The organism is Clostridium sp. MCC328 (genome assembly GCF_018785465.1).
In the GTDB taxonomy this organism is placed as follows: Bacteria; Bacillota; Clostridia; order Lachnospirales; family Lachnospiraceae; genus Pilosibacter; species Pilosibacter fragilis.
Window position 1 is genome coordinate 1 of sequence record NZ_WQPW01000060.1, and the last position, 18,263, is coordinate 18,263.

Here is an 18,263-nt window from a genome sequence, read left to right on the forward strand (position 1 = left end):
CGTGAATGCTTTGCCCAACGGGGCAATCGAACGAGAAGCCCCCACTTCAAGCGTGAGCTAAGTGGTGGGAGTATGTCACTTTCCGCTTACAAGGATTTTACAAAAAGTCCGTTTTGCATTTTACATCGCGTTTCTATAATGCATTTTGTCTGGAGGAAACAAAATGAAAGGATTCTATTTTTCATCGACGCTCATGTGGGACGCCGATGCAGAGACGCTCATGAGGACGGCAGCGAAGAAAGGCGCGGCTTGACCGTATTTCGGATATTTGATAAAATAAGAAAAGTTTTAGATGATCAATACGACAGTTTACGGAGGCGGCTATGCAGACTTTAAACCAGGATATTAAGGATAAGACATTTAGGAGAGTCTATTTGCTGTTTGGGGATGAGCCGTTTCTTGTGAACAGTTATAAAAAGCGTCTCCGGGAGGCGATCGCCGGGGATGACACGATGAATTATAATTATTTTGAGGGCAAGGGACCGGATGTGAAAGAGATCATTAGTCTCGCGGACACCATGCCTTTTTTTGCTGAGCGGAGACTTGTGCTGATCGATGGCAGCGGATTTTTTAAGAGCAGTGCGCCGGAGGAGCTTGTGAATTATATCCCGGAGATCCCGGAGTCTACATGTATGGTGTTTGTGGAGAATGAGGTCGACAAGAGGAATAAGCTCTACAAGAAGGTGAAGGACAACGGGTATGCAGCGGAATTAAAGAAGCAGGACGCGGACCAGCTGATGCGCTGGGCAGCGGGGATCCTTTCGAAGGACGGGAAGAAGATCACGCGCCAGGTCATGGAGTATTTTATGGAGCGGACAGGGGATGACATGGAGAATATCAGGATGGAGCTGGAGAAGCTGATCTGCTATACCATGGGGCGCGAGGTGATCACGAAGGAGGACGTGGAGGCTGTAGGGACGGTCCATGTGACGAACCGGATCTTTGAGATGGTGACGGCGATCGTGGCGGGGAATACGAGGAAGGCGATGGATCTCTATGAGGATCTTCTGACTCTGAAGGAGCCGCCGATGCGGATCATGTTTTTGATCGCGAAGCAGTTTAACCAGCTTCTGCAGGTGAAGGAATTGGCGGGGAAGGGGGCGCAGAAGAGTGAGATCGCGTCCAGGGTGAAGGTACCGCCGTTTGTGGCGGGGAAGCTGATGGCGCAGGCGAGGGCGTTTACGAGGGAGCAGATTCTTTCTTATGTGGAGTTTTGTGTGGAATCGGAGGAGGCTGTGAAAACCGGTCGACTCTCGGATCGGTTGGCGGTGGAGTTGCTGATTGCGAAGAAGTATGAGTAAGGTTGGATCAACTTGGCAAAAGGACGCGCAGGCCTGGCTTCGGATTCGGGTGCTGGTGGATTTCAGGGGCGGTTCCTCTAAGCTTGCAGAAAAATGCTAAGGGCGGAGAAAAGGTGACACAACTCGCTGCGCTCAGACAAGTGTCACCTTTCCTCCAACGCATTTTCCTGCGAGCCAAGAGGAAGCCAGAGCCCCCGCAATCAGGCACCCGGGTCCGAAGTCAGGCCTGCGCTGGGGGTTGGATGGAGCTGGGTACATTGACCGGTGCTGGAGCTGGATCCGATAAGAAAGATCGAGCAGGAGTCTCCGAACCTGCTGGGTACATTGATCGGTGCTGAGATATAAAAAAGAACCGCTGTTTCTGACACACCCTCGGAAACAGCGGTTCTTTTATTTATGCGTAATAATCCAGTTCGATGATAAATTAAGCCATTGCGCTTACAGCTTTAGCCAAACGGGATACTTTTCTGGAAGCGGTATTCTTGTGATATACGCCCTTGGAAGTAGCCTTATCGATTTCGCTTGTAGCAGCAAGAAGTGCAGCCTGTGCAGCAGCCTTGTCACCAGCAGTAATTGCAGCCTCTACCTTCTTAACGAAAGTTTTCACTTTGGATCTGATTGCTTTGTTTCTAGCAGCTCTTGTCTCTGATACTACGATTCTTTTCTTTGCAGATTTGATGTTAGCCAATCTGTACACCTCCATATTATTTTAAAAAATTATCTCTGTTTGTTTTGCATCAAAGCCTGGACACGGACAGTTCAATGTAAACATACTATTACATTCTAGCGAATATTTCCCGGTATGTCAATACATAAATTGCTTTTTTGCGAGAAAAATAAGGAGAAAGTTGAGATAGGAGGCGTGTTTATGAGACAGGCGGATGTGGAGTTTACAGTGAGGACGGATCTGGCGCTGGAGGAGAGGGAGAAGGTGCAGGGGAGTGAGATTCCGGGGATCCGGGTGCGGGAGTGGGAGAAGGAGGAGACTGGGATCCGGGTGACGGAGGTCGCGGTGTGTGATGAGAGAGGAGAGAAGGCGCTGGGAAAGCCGGTGGGGATGTATTTGACGGTGGAGGCGGCTTCGCTGGCGAAGAAGGATGATGATTATCACAGGGAGGTCTCGGAGGAGTTGGCGGGGCTTTTGCGGGGGATGCTAAAGGAGCATGGGCTTGAGACGGAGAAGATGGGGCGGCCGGTGAGAACTCTGGTCGTTGGCCTGGGAAATCCGGAGGCGACGCCGGATGCTTTGGGTCCGAAGGTTTTGGAGCATCTTCAGGCGACGAGGCATCTGGAGCTGGAGTATGGGACGGATTTTTGCAGGAAGCACGGGTATCCGGTCTTAAGCGGGATCACGCCGGGGGTCATGGCGCAGACGGGGATGGAGACGGCGGAGATCGTGAAAGGCATTGTGCAGGAGACGGAGCCGGACGCAGTGATCGTTGTGGATGCGTTGGCGGCGAGAAGTGCCGGGAGACTGGGAGTCACGGTGCAGCTATCCGATACGGGGATCCAGCCGGGATCCGGGGTCGGGAATCACCGGAGCGGGCTGACGGAGGAGACACTGGGGATTCCTGTGTTTGCGATCGGGATTCCGATGGTCGTCGGGGCGGCAGCAATCGTGTATGATACGGTTGGGGCGATGACGGAGGTGTTGAGGGAGAAGATAGGGTGTGATGTTTTGGAAAAAGATGATGAGGTGATGGAAGCAGAGGACTCGGACAGGGATCGAAATGGTGAAAAGAAAAGAAAATTTAGAGAGAAGAAGCTGGAAATTCTTCGGGTAGAAGAATCTTATGAGCTTGTTAAGGAACTCTTAAAGCCGGACCTCGGTCCCATGTATGTGACGCCCCATGATATTGATGAGCGGGTGGATTTTCTGAGCTTTACGATCTCGGAGGCGATCCATGAGGCGTTGTTCAGAACTGTATAGATTCGCGTGATATGTGTGAAAAACTCTGCATTTTTTATTCGGAAATGGCTGTTGGTGCCTGGCTGATATGGTTCGGATTTTGCGACGGCAGTATGGCTGCGCAGGTACTGAATAACCGCATATTCACATAAACTGTAAAGAAACGGCGAATCAGGCGGCAGATATGAGGCGGAGATGGTACTATTTTAAGCGGATGCTTCAGGCGGACCGCCTGTTTGTTGCGCAGATGATCGGAAATATCATCAGGATGATCCAGTATGCCGGGCGGTGGATCGTGTTGGCGGTGGTCTGCGTGGCGGCGCTGTATTTCGGACGTGGGTTGTGTGCGGACGCATGGAAGGATTTCTATGAAAATTACGCGGTACGGATCGCGGATGATGTGGTGCGGGGATTTCTTCCGGCGTGGAAGGAGGATGAGGGTACGGCTTTTTATCTGGAGAGCAGAAAAAATGGCAGCAGGCGGACAAAGGAGTATGAGGAGATATTTGGGATCGAGAATGAGAATGGGGTGCTACGGGCAGAATGGATCGCAGACAGGGAACAAAATCAGGGAGTTTACGGAGATGATCGTAGGAAGAATGCATGGGGAAGCGGAAATGCGGATGAAAATGCACAAGACAGAGCAAATACAGAAAGTTCAGAAGAATGGGGGAATTCGGGAAAAAGCGGAACTGGAGAAAACGGATCATCCCAGAATGAAAAGACGACACTCGCAGGCCTGCTCGCAGCAGGAACCTTCAACACCGGAAATTCCGGCATCATTTTAGAAAAACTCAACGATTACGACTACCTGATGAAAAAATTCTACAACGTCCACCCCACAACAACGGCGGGCCGGGACCTGATGCGGGCGGAGAATTTCCTCGCCGCGGACCTTTCCATCGAAAAAAACGCCGACATCCCCCAGATCCTGATCTACCACACCCACTCCCAGGAGACCTACGCCGACTACCCGGAAAATTCGGAGGCGGACGTGATCCACCTCGGAGAGTGCCTGGCGAAGCTCCTCAGGGAAAAGGGGTACAACGTCTACCATGATGAGAGCGTCTACGATTACCGGAACGGAAAGCTGGACCGCAGTGCGGCGTACACCTACGCCCTCGACGGGATCTCTGGTCTCCTGCAGAAATACCCGTCTATCGAGGTGGTCTTGGATGTCCACCGGGATGGCGTCTCGGATGGGACGAGACTTGTGACGGAGATCGACGGGACGGAGACCGCGAAGATCATGTTCTTCAACGGGACATCCATGAGCCCGGACGGCCCCATCGAGTATCTTCCGAATCCAAATCTCAAGGAAAACCTGGCGTTCAGCTTCCAGATGCAGCTTCTGGCTGCTGGAAAATATCCGGGACTTACGCGAAAGATCTATTTAAAAGGCCTCCGCTATAACGAGCATGTCCGGGCGCGTTCCGCCCTCATCGAGGTGGGCGCCCAGACAAACACGTATGCGGAGGCGAAAGCGGCGATGATGCCGTTATCCGATCTCCTGGATCAGGTACTGACAGGAGAATAACAGAACATGGGAAGAGGTTACATATTGATCTTTTTCTCCCATTTTCCGGACATATAGTAGAGCTCTACGAGAACCGAAGCTACGATCCAGCCCACTGGATATCCGAATCCGACAACTGCGGCTGTATTGCAGATCGAGGTCGCGATATAGAGATAGATCTGGCGGAACAGGACAAAGGAGAACAGCATGATCAGCATTGGTGTCCTGGAATCTCCGGCTCCGCGCATCGCGCCCGCAACGACCTGGTTCGGGCAGCAGAATGCCAGCATGAACACGTTCATCCGGAGAAACATGGTTCCGTACCGGACAACGTCAGGCTCCTGGTTGAAGACTGCGACGAGCCGAGGTGCAAAGAGGAAAAGGATCCCAGCGCTGGCGAATGTAATAAGGAGTGCCAGCCGGAGAGCCACACCGGTTCCTTTTTTCGCGCGGGGCAGATTCCCGGCTCCCAGGTTCTGACTCATAAAGGTCGTGGATGCCTGTCCGATACTCTGCATCGGAAGGAAAACAAACTGGTCGATCTTTGAGTAGCTGCTCCATCCGGCCATACAGCTGGATCCGAAGGTGTTGATGTAGGACTGGACATACACGTTGGAAAATGATGTCAGTGACTGCTGAAATCCTGTCGGTAGTCCGACCATGAGAATCTGCCGGAAGATTTTTTTGTTGATCCGCAGGTCCTTCCAGGTCAGGCGGTAATTCTCCGTGCTTCTGGTGAGAACGATGAGCACGAGAATTGCGGAAACAAACTGGGAGATGATCGTCGCGTAGGCAACCCCCTCGATGGCCATGCCGAAGCCCACTACAAAAAGAAGGTCAAGGCCGATATTCATGACACTGGAGAGACAGAGGAAGTACAGCGGCCGCTTCGTATCGCCAACGGCACGCAGGATAGCACTTCCCATGTTGTATACAAGCAGACCGAAAACGCCGGAAAAATAGATCTTTAAGTATACGGAGGCGGACGGCAGGACATCATCCGGTGTGGACATAAATTTTAACATATAGGGGGCAACAAAGATTCCAAGACCTGTAAAAATGATCCCACAGATGAAAGTCACTGCCATCGTGGTCTCCACGGCAATGTGAAGCTTTTCATCATCGTGGGCCCCGTAGTACCGGCTGATGACGACGCCGGCACCAACAGAGGTACCGGTAAAGAACATGACGATCATGTTGATGATGCTGGTGGTGGAACCTACGGCGGCGAGAGCATGGGAGCCGACAAAGTTTCCAACAACGAGACTGTCCACAGTGTTGTATAGCTGTTGAAAAAGGTTTCCGATCACGAGGGGAACCGCGAACATGATCAGGAGCTTTGTGATGGACCCTGAGGTCATGTCCATGGACTGCTGTTTTTTCCGAGTTTGATTCATATGTTATCTCCCGGGCAGCCATTCAGAAAACGCAGAACGGTCAAGGAATATACAGGATCTGCGAACATGAAGGATAGCTGCTGAAATGATAGAAAAGGTGGACGGGTGACGGGACGAAGAAAAGTCCTGAATATACGTGACAAAATGTTAATTAAAGTCTAAATCAGAATGGATAGAATGTCAATTGATTTTACAACACATAAAAGAATTGTAATTTGTCAGCTTTTTGTCTATTTTTTATCACATTCAAACCTCATACTACTGCTTGCGCGGAAACCTAAAAAATGCTATATTTAACATGATAAATTGCCATTTCTTTCCCCAAGGGAGAAATTCCTGTGTATAAAGGTATTTTCCGATGGACCGAACGATCAGGAGTAAAGATCTGATGGTTCGACAAGCAGTGACAGAGAAATGGATCATATAAAGAAGAAATCATATAGAAGAGAGGAACATGAATGGTTCATTATTCCCAGGATAAAATCAGAAATTTCTGTATCATTGCCCATATCGACCACGGTAAATCCACGCTGGCGGACCGCATTATCGAGAAGACCGGTCTTTTAACCAGCCGTGAGATGCAGGCCCAGATCCTTGACAATATGGATCTTGAGAGAGAGCGCGGAATCACGATCAAATCCCAGGCAGTCCGCACGGTTTACAAGGCAAAGGACGGCGAGGAGTATATCTTTAACCTGATCGATACCCCAGGTCACGTGGACTTTAACTATGAGGTGTCCCGAAGCCTTGCGGCGTGTGACGGTGCGATCCTTGTTGTAGATGCAGCTCAGGGCATTGAGGCCCAGACGCTTGCAAACGTGTATCTTGCCCTTGACCATGATCTTGATGTTGTCCCGGTCATCAATAAGATCGACCTTCCGAGCGCTGATCCGGACCGTGTGGCGGAGGAGATTGAGGACGTGATCGGACTTGAGGCTCACGACGCACCGAGGATCTCCGCGAAGATGGGACTCAATATCGAGGATGTTTTGGAAGCAATCGTCCATAAGATCCCGGCTCCGAAGGGAGATCCGGAGGCACCGCTTCAGGCGCTGATCTTTGACTCCCTCTACGATTCCTACCGCGGTGTTATCGTATTCTGCCGTGTGAAAGAGGGAACCGTGAAGAAAGGCACCCCGATCCAGATGATGGCGACGGGAGCTTCCTACGATGTCGTTGAGGTCGGATATTTCGGCGCAGGCCAATTTATCCCCTGTGATGAGCTCCGGGCCGGCATGGTTGGATACATTACAGCCAGCATCAAGAATGTGAAAGATACCCGCGTGGGTGATACGGTGACGAACCGCTTAAATCCGTGCGCGTCCCCGCTTCCGGGATATAAGAAGGTAACACCGATGGTGTACTGCGGACTCTATCCGGCGGATGGAGCGAAATATCCGGAGCTCCGTGATGCCTTAGAGAAGCTGCAGTTAAACGATGCGTCCCTGTTCTTTGAGCCGGAGACATCCATCGCGCTGGGCTTCGGATTCCGCTGCGGATTCTTAGGGCTTTTACACCTGGAGATCATCCAGGAGCGCCTGGAGCGCGAGTACAACCTTGACCTCGTGACGACAGCACCGGGCGTTGTATACCGGATCCACAAGACGAACGGCGAGGTGATCGACCTCACGAACCCGTCCAACATGCCGGATCCGTCCGAGATCGAATATATGGAGGAGCCGATCGTCTCCGCAGAGATTATGGTGACCACAGAATTTGTGGGCGCGATCATGCAGTTATGCCAGGAGCGCCGCGGCGTTTACCTCGGCATGGAATATATGGAAGAGACGCGTGCACTCTTAAAGTATGAGCTCCCGTTAAACGAGATCATCTACGACTTCTTTGACGCGCTGAAATCAAGATCCCGCGGTTACGCGTCCTTCGACTACGAGTTGAAGGGATACGAGCAGTCACAGCTTGTAAAACTCGATATCCTGATCAATAAGGAAACTGTGGATGCCCTTTCCTTCATCGTGTTTGAGGGATCCGCTTACGAGCGCGGCAGAAAGATGTGCGAAAAGCTGAAGGATGAGATCCCGAAGCATTTATTCGAGATTCCGATCCAGGCCGCTGTGGGTGGCAAGATCATTGCCCGTGAGACGGTGAGAGCCATGAGAAAGGATGTCCTCGCGAAGTGCTACGGCGGCGATATCTCCCGTAAGAAGAAGCTTCTCGAGAAGCAGAAGGAAGGCAAGAAGCGTATGCGCCAGGTCGGAAACGTGGAGATTCCGCAGAAGGCGTTTATGAGCGTTCTGAAGCTGGACGAGGAGTAAATTAAAATATTGATTCAGATAAAAAGTCCATTTCAGATCGTTCGAAGAAATGGACTTTTTTGCACATAGATGAGGAACTATTATGAAGCTTACAACATTATGCTACATTGAAAAAGATGACAAATACCTGATGATCCATCGTATCAAGAAGAAACACGACGTCAATAAAGACAAGTGGATCGGCATTGGCGGGAAGTTTGAGCGGGGGGAGAGCCCGGAGGACTGCATTTTAAGGGAGACGAAGGAGGAGACAGGCCTGACACTCACAAGCTATAGACTTCGGGGCGTTCTGACTTTCATGTACAATGAGGATGATGCCGAAATGGAGTACATTTTCCTCTACACGGCAGATGGCTTTACAGGTGAGCTGGCAGACTGCAATGAGGGTACTCTGGAGTGGGTTCCTAAGACTGAGATCAACAGCCTGAACCTCTGGGAAGGCGACCGGATCTTCCATCGGCTTCTCGACGAGGAAGCACCGTTCTTCTCTTTGAAACTCCGCTACCAGGATGATCTCTTAAAGGAAGCGGTCCTGGACGGAAAACCGCTGGAGCTTCTTGATCTCCTCGATGAGAATGGAGAGCCGTCGGGGCAGGTGAGAGAGCGCACGCTGGTCCATCTCAACGGTGACTGGCACCGGACGAGCCATGTCTGGGTCGTAAGAAGACGGAGGGACGGCGGACATGACCTGCTTTTACAGAAGCGGAGCCGCGAGAAGGACTCCTTCGGGGGCTGCTACGATATCTCCAGCGCCGGGCATATTCCGGCGGGACAGGACTATCTGGAGTCGGCGCTCAGGGAGTTGAAGGAAGAGCTGGGAATTGCGGCAGAGCCGGAAGACCTGCGGCTTGTCGGGGTCCATGACGGACACTATGAAGGCGAGTTCCATGGACGGATCTTTAAGAATCATGAGAAGAGTCATGTTTTTGCTTATGAAAAGCCGGTAGAGATCGAAAAACTCAAGCTTCAGAAAGAAGAAGTGGAGTCTGTGAAGTGGATGCGGATCGAGGATGTCCTGGCGGCGGTGAAAGCCCATGATCCGGGATACTGCCTGTTCGAGGACGAGATCGAGATGCTCAGTGAGGTTCTCGCATGAACGGGGGCATGGAATTATATCTGCACATGCCGTTCTGTGTGAGAAAATGCGCTTACTGCGACTTCCTTTCATTTCCGACGGACCAGGAGACCCAGAACCTGTACACGAGGCGGCTCAGGGAAGATATTGACGCCATGGGAAAAAAATACGGGGACATTCCGGTAGATACGATCTTTATCGGCGGCGGAACCCCGTCCGTGCCGGATTCGGCGCTGATTGTCGGGATCATGGAACATGTGCGGAAGGCGTTTCATGTGGCGGAAGGCGCGGAGATCTCCATGGAGGCGAACCCTGGAACCGTGACAAGGGAGAAACTCACAGATTACAGGCGGGCCGGGATCAATCGCCTGAGCTTTGGACTCCAATCAGCAAATGACAGAGAGCTAAAGCTTCTCGGCCGGATCCATACCTGGGCGGAATTCCTGGAGAGCTTCCATCTGGCCCGGGAGTGCGGGTTCACGAACATCAATATCGACCTTATGTCAGCGTTGCCGGGACAGACCCGCGAGTCCTGGAAGGACACCTTAAAGCGGGTCACGGACCTGAATCCGGAACATATCTCGGCGTACAGCCTGATCATTGAGGATGGAACTCCTTTCGGTGAGAAGTACGGGAGCGAAGAGGGACGGAAACTTCTTCCCGACGAGGATTCCGAGAGGGAGATGTACCACGAGACGAAGCGGTTCCTGCGGGACTGTGGGTATGAGCGGTACGAGATCTCAAACTATGCGAAGCCGGGGAGAGCGTGCCGCCACAATATCGGTTATTGGACAGGCTTGCCCTACCTGGGACTGGGACTCGGGGCATCCTCCTACATGGACGGCTGTAGGTTTGCGGTCAATTCCGATATGAAGCAGTATCTGGAAGAAAAGCCGGGGATGTTTACGGATGTGGAAAAGCTCACGAAGAAAGACATGGAGGAGGAATTCTTCTATGTGGGACTACGGATGACAGCGGGGGTGTCCCTCCCGGAGTTTGAGCGGAGGTTCGGGGTGTCCGCGAAGGACGTCTATCCGGGGCTCATGGAAATGTTTGTGGAGGAAAAAGCGGCAGTATTTCAGGGCGACCGGTTCGTTCTGACGGATTATGGACTTGATGTAAGCAATTATATTATGGCGCAGTTTCTGCAGGACTAAAGATCCTGCGGAGACCGCGCTTTTTTTCAGCCGTAGTTTTCGATGTCAGAGATCCTGCGTGGAGTGAAAAAGGGCATGCATGCTGAGAAAAAACAAGTAGATCATAAGCGCAGCTTAAATGGTACAGAGGATAAAAAAGCAGAATACATATATAGATCATGTAAAAAACATGGTAAAAGTGCATAAAATCACTATCAAAAACGGCAACAATGTGATATGATTTGTACAATCCAATGAAATGCATGGTTGTACATTTTGCACGGAGAGACTGTATCCAAAAAACAGGGGGATATTATTATGGCTAAGGAAATGATCGCAATGCTTCTTGCAGGCGGCCAGGGTTCAAGACTCTATGCACTGACACAGAAGCTTGCAAAACCGGCAGTCCCTTTCGGCGGGAAATACAGAATTATTGATTTTCCGCTCTCGAACTGCGTAAATTCCGGAATTGATACCGTGGGAATTCTGACCCAGTACCAGCCGATGGTACTGAATGAGTATATCGGAAACGGCCAGCCGTGGGACCTCGACCGTCTTTACGGTGGAGTACATGTACTGCCGCCGTATCAGAAGGCATCCGGTTCCGACTGGTATAAGGGAACCGCAAACGCAATCTATCAGAACATTCCGTTCATCGAGCGCTACGATCCGCAGTATGTGATCATCTTATCCGGTGATCAGATCTGCAAGCAGGATTACAGTGATTTCCTGCGCTTCCACAAGGAAAAAGGCGCAGAATTCAGTGTCGCGGTTATGGAAGTGCCGTGGGACGAGGCATCCCGTTTTGGTCTGATGGTGGCGGATGGGGACGACCGGATCACAGAGTTTCAGGAGAAACCGAAGAACCCGAAGTCGAATCTGGCTTCCATGGGAATCTATATCTTTAACTGGGATATTTTAAAGAAGTACCTGATCGAGGATGAGGCAGACCCGAATTCCGAGAATGATTTCGGAAACAACATCATTCCGAACCTCTTAAAAGACGGACGGAAGATGTACGCGTACCACTTTGCGGGATACTGGAAGGACGTTGGAACGATCTCATCCCTCTGGGAGGCAAATATGGAGGTTCTTGATCCGGAACACAGCGGGATCGATATCTTTGATGAAAACTGGAAGATCTACAGCCGGAACAGCGGTATGACCGGTCACAAGATCGGCTCCAACGCAGTCGTTGAGAATTCCATGATCACAGACGGATGCCGGATCGACGGAAGTATTAAGCATTCGATCCTGTTCTCCGGTGTCAGGGTAGAAAAGGGAGCGAAGATCGAAGATGCCGTTGTCATGGGCAAAACGGTCATAAAGGCCGGAGCTGTTGTAGAACACTGTATCGTCGCGGAAAATGTTGTGATCGGTGAAAATGCCGTTGTTGGATCCATGCCGAAGGGGGAAGAACACGGCGTTGCGACGATCGGTTCCGGAATCACCATCGGAAAGGGCGCAAAGATCGGCCCGAACGCCATGGTCAATAAAAATGTGGAGGATGGTGAAGAACAATGGTAAATTCCAATGCAAATGCGATCGGTATTATTTTTCCAAACAGTTATGATAATCTGGTGCCGGAGCTTGCGGGTGACCGCCTGATGGCATCGATCCCGTTTGCGGGACGTTACCGGATCATCGACTTCCTGCTTTCCAGTCTCGCAAACTGCGGGATCAGCAATATTGCCATCGTGGTCCGGGAGAATTATCATTCCCTGATGGACCATCTGGGCTCCGGACGAGCGTGGGATCTTCTCAGAAAAAACGGAGGCCTCAGTATTTTTCCGCCCTATGCGGAGAAAAATATGAAGGTCTACAGCGGACGCGTCGAGGCACTTGAGAGCATCCTTCCGTATCTGAAAAGCAAAAAAGAAAAGTATGTGATCATGATGGACGCCAATATCGCGGTGGATTTTGATTTCAACGCAATGTTAGCGGAACATATCGAGAGCGGTGCCGATGTGACGGTTGCCTACACGGAGCAGGAGATTCCGGCGGAACTGATCCGCGCAGGTTCCCACGGGGATATGTATTACACGTTAAAGCTTGATGACGGACGCGTGAGACGGATCTTTATGAATTCTGAAATGTGCGGAAAACAGAACCTCTCCATGAATATTTATATTATGGATAGAGAAGCACTGATGGATAAGATCCATGCGGCATTTGTACGTGGATACTCCTGCTTCGAGCGTGATATCCTTGCACCGCGTCTTGAGAAGTACAATATCCGCGGATATAAATATGATGGATATTACGCGAGGATCTGCGGCTTAAAGAGCTACTTCGATGAGAATATGAAACTTCTCGATGATGAGAATCTGGACGCGCTGTTTACCGGCGGCCAGATCTACACAAAGATCCGTGATGACAACCCGACAAGATATATTAACGGATGTAAGACAAAAAATAACCTTGTGGCTGATGGCTGCGTGATCGAAGGCGATGTGGAGAACTGTGTTCTCTTCCGAGGCATTAAGATCGCAAAGGGCGCAAAGATCAGAAACAGTGTCCTGATGCAGGATACGGTGGTGAATGCAGGCGCACGGCTGGATTACGTTGTCACAGACAAGAACGTGACGATTGAGGTTGGCCAGGAGCTGAAAGGAACGGATACACAGCCGTTTTATGTGGCGAAGGGGCATACTGTTTAAAGATAGGAGCAAGCCTGTGAATTCAGGAGAGGTCCTGACTCACATAAGATATGTATAATTAAGAAAGGGAATCTTTCATGAGCATTTTCGCATGCTCAGGAGAGATTCCCTTTTTTGCCATGTAGCAGGAAGAATTTATTAGTGGATGTCCTTCCAGTCCTGTCATATATCGGGTGGAAACTCATATAACGGGGCAGATGAACTTAAGACTGGATCAGATAGACCTCAGACCGCTCAACGCCGTGATCTCTTGTTTCCGAATGTGTGTTGTAAAAAATATCGATATGTTTTCCTTTGACGCCGCCTCCGACGTCCTCAGCGATATACTCGACACCATCGATCAAAAGGTGGCTTCCAAGCGGAATGACCCGCGGGTCAACGGCTACGGTGCGGCTTGCGGTCGCCTGGGTTCCGGTCTTTGTGAGACGGCCGTAGCCCTCGGAGCAGCTTCTGCACGGGCAGTAAGCTGTGGTCTTAAATGTACCTAAGGAAACGAGGGTGGCATTTTTGATGATCTTTGTTGCGGTATTGTACTGGTAAGCTAACGGAAGTGCTGTGCCGTTCACGCTGAGCTTGATCATGTAGGTATCATCCGGGATGGAGGACCAGTCGATCATGATCTCAAAGCCGTGGGCACCGTTTCCGATGCCGCTTTCCTTTAAGTCATTGCGCTCGATATCAGCTTCGGCGGTCTCAGATAAAAGAGACTCGCCTGTATGGGAGTTGGCCACAGTGACGGTGACGGAGACCGGGGTATCCGGGGCAGCGGAGTTCCACGCCCATCCGGAAACCTTATTTCCATCGATGCTGTCCAGGTGGCCAGAGTTTTTCGGGGTACTTGCGAATGCACATACGGTGTTTAAGAGCATCGAAATGACGGTCAGTAAAACACAGATGGTCAATCTAAATTTCTTCATATAACAATCCTTTCTTTTTTTGTTTCATATCTATTACAAATTATATGCAGATGTGTAATAGAAATGTAACAATTTGGAAACAAGTATGTATTATACATAATTTTCCAAATTTGTCAAGTTTTTGGGTATTACTGCCAGGACGCAAACAGTCCCCCCATATGGCAGAAATGTTCTTAATGTGACGCAAAGCCCCCGGGATTCACAGGAAAATCCAGGGGAAAGCCGGGCGGATCCTGTAAAATCCTGGTAGAAAAAGGCGATGAAAAAAATAGTGAAAAAAATGTGAAAATTATCAAAAGCCCTTGACAAACAACACACTAAGTAATATAGTAACAACTGTAAATGTTAGCACTCCTCAATAAAGAGTGCTAATAAAGAAGAGGTGAGAGTTTTGGAACTGGATGAGAGAAAAGAAAAAATTTTAAAAGCGATTATCCAGACGTATCTGGAGACCGGTGAGCCGGTGGGATCCAGAACGATTTCCAAATACTCGGATCTGAAGCTCAGCTCCGCGACGATCCGAAATGAGATGTCTGATCTGGAAGAACTTGGCTACATCATTCAGCCGCATACCTCGGCGGGACGAATTCCTTCCGATAAAGGTTACCGCTTCTATGTTGACCAGATCATCAAGGAAAAAGATAGTCAGGTCGAGCATATGCAGGAACTGATGATCCAGCGGGTAGACCGCGTGGAACTGCTTCTGAAGCAGCTTGCAAAGGTTCTTGCCAACAATACGAACTATGCGACCCTGATCAGCGGACCGAGTTACAACCAGACAAAGTTAAAGTTTATCCAGCTCTCGAAGGTGGAGGAACACAAACTTCTGGTGGTAGTCGTTGTGGAAGGAAATATTATAAGAAACTCCTTTGTTACGATCGATGAGGAACTCAGTGACGAAGAGCTTCTGAATTTAAATATTCTTTTAAACAGCAGCCTGAACGGTCTGACGATCGAGGAGATCAACCTTGGCGTGATCGCAAAAATGAAAGAACAGGCCGGATCCCACAGAAGAGTGGTGGATCTGGTGCTGAATGAAGTCAGTGAAGTGATCCGGTCCCAGGACGAAGATCTCCAGATCTATACCAGCGGGGCAACCAATATTTTCAAATACCCGGAGCTTTCCGATACGGAAAAAGCGAGCCAGCTGATCGGTACTTTGGAACATAAAGAACTTCTCAGGGGACTGATCGACGGGCAGCAGCAGAATAAAACGGATGATCCGGACAATGAAATTCAGGTCTATATCGGAGATGAAACTCCGGTCCAGAGCATGAAAGACTGCAGCATCGTAACCGCAAATTATGCGCTCGGCGATGGGATGCGCGGAACGATCGGTATCGTGGGACCAAAACGAATGGACTACGAAAAAGTCGTATCGACCTTGAGATCGTTAGTTGCGCAGCTGAACGAAACGTTTAAAAATGAAAGGTGAAGAGAGCAGTGAAAGAGAAAGAGTTAGAAAAAGAGAAAACGGAAAAAGCCGTTTCTGAGGAAAAAGAAACCAAAGAGACAGCCGCTTCCGAAAAAGAAAATAAAGAGACGTCCGAAAAAGAGGAAAAAGCTTCTGAAAAGAAGAAAGATCCGAAGGACGAGAAGATCGATGAGTTAAATGACAAGCTCAAGAGATCCATGGCGGAGTTTGATAACTACCGCAAGAGAACGGACAAGGAAAAGTCCGCAATGTATGAGATCGGTGCGAAGGATGTAATCGAAAAGATCCTTCCGATCGTCGATAACTTTGAAAGAGGTCTTAATTCCATTCCGGAAGACGCGAAAGGATCCGCGTTTGCAGACGGAATGGAAAAGATATATAAGCAATTTGTAAAGACACTCGATGATATGGGCGTTAAGCCGATCGAGGCAGTCGGAAAACCGTTCGACCCGAACTTCCACAACGCAGTGATGCATGTGGAGGATGAGAATCTCGGCGAGAATGTTGTGGCAGTGGAACTCCAGAAGGGCTACACCTACAAAGATTCCATCGTTCGTCACAGCATGGTGCAGGTTGCAAACTAACATTGAAACAATGTGATCATCCGGCAGAGACTGCTGGACGACCACTCATTCCTAATATTCCAAATTTAGAGGAGGAAAATCATTATGAGTAAGATCATTGGTATTGACTTAGGTACAACAAACAGCTGCGTAGCAGTTATGGAAGGCGGTAAACCAACAGTTATCGCTAATACAGAAGGTGTCAGAACAACACCGTCTATCGTTGCATTTACAAAGACAGGAGAAAGACTTGTGGGTGAGCCGGCAAAGCGTCAGGCAGTTACAAACGCTGACAGAACCATCTCCTCCATCAAGAGACATATGGGTACCGACTACAAGGTAGATATTGACGGCAAGAAGTACACACCGCAGGAGATCTCCGCGATGATCCTTCAGAAGTTAAAAGCAGATGCTGAGAGCTACCTCGGTGAAAAAGTAACAGAAGCTGTTATCACAGTTCCGGCTTACTTCAACGATGCCCAGCGTCAGGCAACAAAGGATGCAGGTAAGATTGCCGGTCTTGATGTAAAGCGTATCATCAACGAGCCGACAGCGGCAGCCCTTGCTTACGGTCTTGACAACGAGAAAGAGCAGAAGATCATGGTATATGACCTCGGCGGCGGTACATTCGATGTTTCCATCATCGAGATCGGTGACGGCGTTATCGAAGTTCTTGCGACGAACGGTGATACACACCTCGGCGGTGATGATTTCGATAACCGTGTCACACAGTGGATGATCGACGAGTTCAAGAAGACAGAGGGCGTAGATCTTTCCGGTGATAAGATGGCACTTCAGAGATTAAAAGAAGCTGCTGAGAAAGCAAAGAAAGAGCTTTCTTCCGCAACAACAACAAACATCAACCTTCCGTTCATCACAGCAACTGCTGAGGGACCGAAGCACTTAGATATGAACCTCACAAGAGCTAAATTCGATGAGCTGACAAGTGATCTCATTGAGAGAACAGCAATTCCGGTACAGAACGCGTTAAGAGACGCTGGTTTAACAGCAGCAGAGCTCTCCAAGGTTCTCCTCGTAGGTGGTTCCACACGTATGCTTTCCGCACAGGAAAAGGTTAAACAGTTAACAGGCAAAGAGCCGAGCAAGAGCTTAAACCCGGATGAGTGCGTAGCCATCGGTGCAGCGATCCAGGGTGGTAAGTTAGCAGGCGATGCCGGTGCAGGTGACATCCTTCTTCTCGATGTAACTCCGCTTTCCCTTTCCATCGAGACAATGGGCGGCGTTGCTACAAAGCTGATCGAGAGAAACACAACGATCCCGACAAAGAAGAGCCAGGTATTCTCCACAGCTGCTGATAACCAGACAGCCGTAGATATCCACGTTGTACAGGGTGAGCGTGAGTTCGCAAGAGACAACAAGACTCTTGGCCAGTTCCGTCTTGACGGTATCCTTCCGGCAAGAAGAGGTGTTCCGCAGATCGAAGTTACCTTCGATATCGATGCAAATGGTATCGTAAACGTATCCGCTAAGGACCTCGGCACAGGCAAAGAGCAGCACATCACCATCACATCCGGATCCAATATGTCCAAGGATGATATCGATAAGGCTGTTAAGGAGGCTGCAGCTTACGAGGCTGAGGATAAGAAGAAGAAAGAAGCGATCGATACAAGAAATGAAGCTGATTCCATGGTATTCCAGACAGAGAAGGCAATGGAAGAAGTTGGCGATAAGATCGATGCAAACGATAAGGCCGCTGTTGAGGCTGACTTGAATGCCCTCAAGGAAGCGATCAACAAAGCTCCGGCAGAGCAGATGACAGACGCCCAGGTCGAGGAGATCAAGGCAGCGAAAGAGAAACTCATGAACAGCGCGCAGAAGCTCTTCGCAAAGGTTTATGAGCAGGCTCAGGCAGCTCAGGGCGCAGCAGGCGCACAGGGCCAGGCAGGTCCGCAGGCTGGACAGAGCGCAAGCCAGGCTGGATATGGCGATGATGTCGTTGATGGCGACTACAAAGAAGTCTAAATAACAGTTTGATCGAGCGACAATGAGGGCTGGAAAGGACGTTGCAAGATAGCTTGCATAAGTTCTTTTTAGCCGGAATTACCATTTGGCGGACGCCA

The 18,263-nt window shown here is 50.0% G+C and carries 14 protein-coding genes; 11 read left to right on the top strand and 3 right to left on the bottom strand.

All coding sequences use genetic code 11. The annotated features are described in order from the left end of the window. The first annotated feature begins 323 nt into the window (after positions 1 to 323). Entirely contained in the window at positions 324 to 1,301 is a 978-nt protein-coding gene (gene holA / locus GPK83_RS09595) for a DNA polymerase III subunit delta (RefSeq protein WP_144363489.1), read from the top strand. Between the two features lie 424 nt (positions 1,302 to 1,725). Here the strand turns inward: holA and rpsT are convergent, their stop codons facing one another. Next, positions 1,726 to 1,989 (bottom strand): 30S ribosomal protein S20, encoded by a 264-nt coding sequence (rpsT, locus tag GPK83_RS09600; protein WP_215704651.1) that lies wholly within the window; start codon positions 1,987 to 1,989, stop codon positions 1,726 to 1,728. Between the two features lie 180 nt (positions 1,990 to 2,169). Here rpsT and gpr point away from each other — a divergent pair, with 180 nt between their 5' ends. Together gpr and GPK83_RS09610 are read left to right on the top strand one after the other, a co-directional pair. Then, positions 2,170 to 3,231 carry a GPR endopeptidase gene (gene gpr, locus GPK83_RS09605; protein ID WP_215704652.1) on the top strand — a complete coding sequence of 354 codons (1,062 nt, stop codon included), beginning with the start codon at positions 2,170 to 2,172 and terminating at the stop codon, positions 3,229 to 3,231. Between the two features lie 163 nt (positions 3,232 to 3,394). Continuing rightward, on the top strand, positions 3,395 to 4,747 hold the full coding sequence (locus tag GPK83_RS09610) for a stage II sporulation protein P (protein ID WP_252196307.1): 1,353 nt from the start codon (positions 3,395 to 3,397) through the stop codon (positions 4,745 to 4,747). 17 nt (positions 4,748 to 4,764) lie between these two features. On the opposite strand, the gene GPK83_RS09615 is transcribed toward GPK83_RS09610, so the two are convergent. Then, positions 4,765 to 6,123, bottom strand: a complete 1,359-nt coding sequence (locus tag GPK83_RS09615; protein ID WP_117472278.1) for an MATE family efflux transporter — start codon at positions 6,121 to 6,123, stop codon at positions 4,765 to 4,767. Between the two features lie 458 nt (positions 6,124 to 6,581). On the opposite strand from GPK83_RS09615, the gene lepA reads away from it, so the two are divergent. From lepA to glgD, 5 genes are all read left to right on the top strand, one after another. Continuing rightward, positions 6,582 to 8,396, top strand: coding sequence for a translation elongation factor 4 (lepA, locus tag GPK83_RS09620; RefSeq protein WP_015555037.1), 1,815 nt, complete (start codon positions 6,582 to 6,584; stop codon positions 8,394 to 8,396). 82 nt (positions 8,397 to 8,478) lie between these two features. Further along, positions 8,479 to 9,492, top strand: coding sequence for an NUDIX domain-containing protein (locus GPK83_RS09625; protein ID WP_215704653.1), 1,014 nt, complete (start codon positions 8,479 to 8,481; stop codon positions 9,490 to 9,492). Between the two features lie 8 nt (positions 9,493 to 9,500). Then, the gene (hemW, locus tag GPK83_RS09630) at positions 9,501 to 10,628 is read left to right on the top strand and encodes a radical SAM family heme chaperone HemW (RefSeq protein WP_252196308.1); all 1,128 of its coding nucleotides are present in this window, start codon (positions 9,501 to 9,503) and stop codon (positions 10,626 to 10,628) included. Positions 10,629 to 10,925: 297 nt separating this feature from the next. After that, entirely contained in the window at positions 10,926 to 12,134 is a 1,209-nt protein-coding gene (locus tag GPK83_RS09635) for a glucose-1-phosphate adenylyltransferase (RefSeq protein WP_117470919.1), read from the top strand. Further along, on the top strand, positions 12,128 to 13,267 hold the full coding sequence (gene glgD / locus GPK83_RS09640) for a glucose-1-phosphate adenylyltransferase subunit GlgD (RefSeq protein WP_215704654.1): 1,140 nt from the start codon (positions 12,128 to 12,130) through the stop codon (positions 13,265 to 13,267). Before GPK83_RS09635 ends, glgD begins: the two co-directional genes overlap by 7 nt. A gap of 203 nt (positions 13,268 to 13,470) precedes the next feature. Here the strand turns inward: glgD and GPK83_RS16885 are convergent, their stop codons facing one another. Further along, the gene (locus GPK83_RS16885; protein WP_015555032.1) at positions 13,471 to 14,184 is read right to left on the bottom strand and encodes a 3D domain-containing protein; all 714 of its coding nucleotides are present in this window, start codon (positions 14,182 to 14,184) and stop codon (positions 13,471 to 13,473) included. 382 nt (positions 14,185 to 14,566) lie between these two features. Here GPK83_RS16885 and hrcA point away from each other — a divergent pair, with 382 nt between their 5' ends. The 3 genes from hrcA (at position 14,567) to dnaK (ending at position 18,165) form a co-directional block, all read left to right on the top strand. Then, on the top strand, positions 14,567 to 15,619 hold the full coding sequence (gene hrcA, locus GPK83_RS09650; RefSeq protein ID WP_117470917.1) for a heat-inducible transcriptional repressor HrcA: 1,053 nt from the start codon (positions 14,567 to 14,569) through the stop codon (positions 15,617 to 15,619). 8 nt (positions 15,620 to 15,627) lie between these two features. Then, positions 15,628 to 16,203, top strand: coding sequence for a nucleotide exchange factor GrpE (gene grpE, locus GPK83_RS09655; protein WP_242990593.1), 576 nt, complete (start codon positions 15,628 to 15,630; stop codon positions 16,201 to 16,203). Between the two features lie 84 nt (positions 16,204 to 16,287). Further along, complete coding sequence (gene dnaK, locus GPK83_RS09660; RefSeq protein WP_117470916.1) at positions 16,288 to 18,165, top strand: molecular chaperone DnaK; 1,878 nt, start codon at positions 16,288 to 16,290, stop codon at positions 18,163 to 18,165. Positions 18,166 to 18,263: the final 98 nt, after the last annotated feature.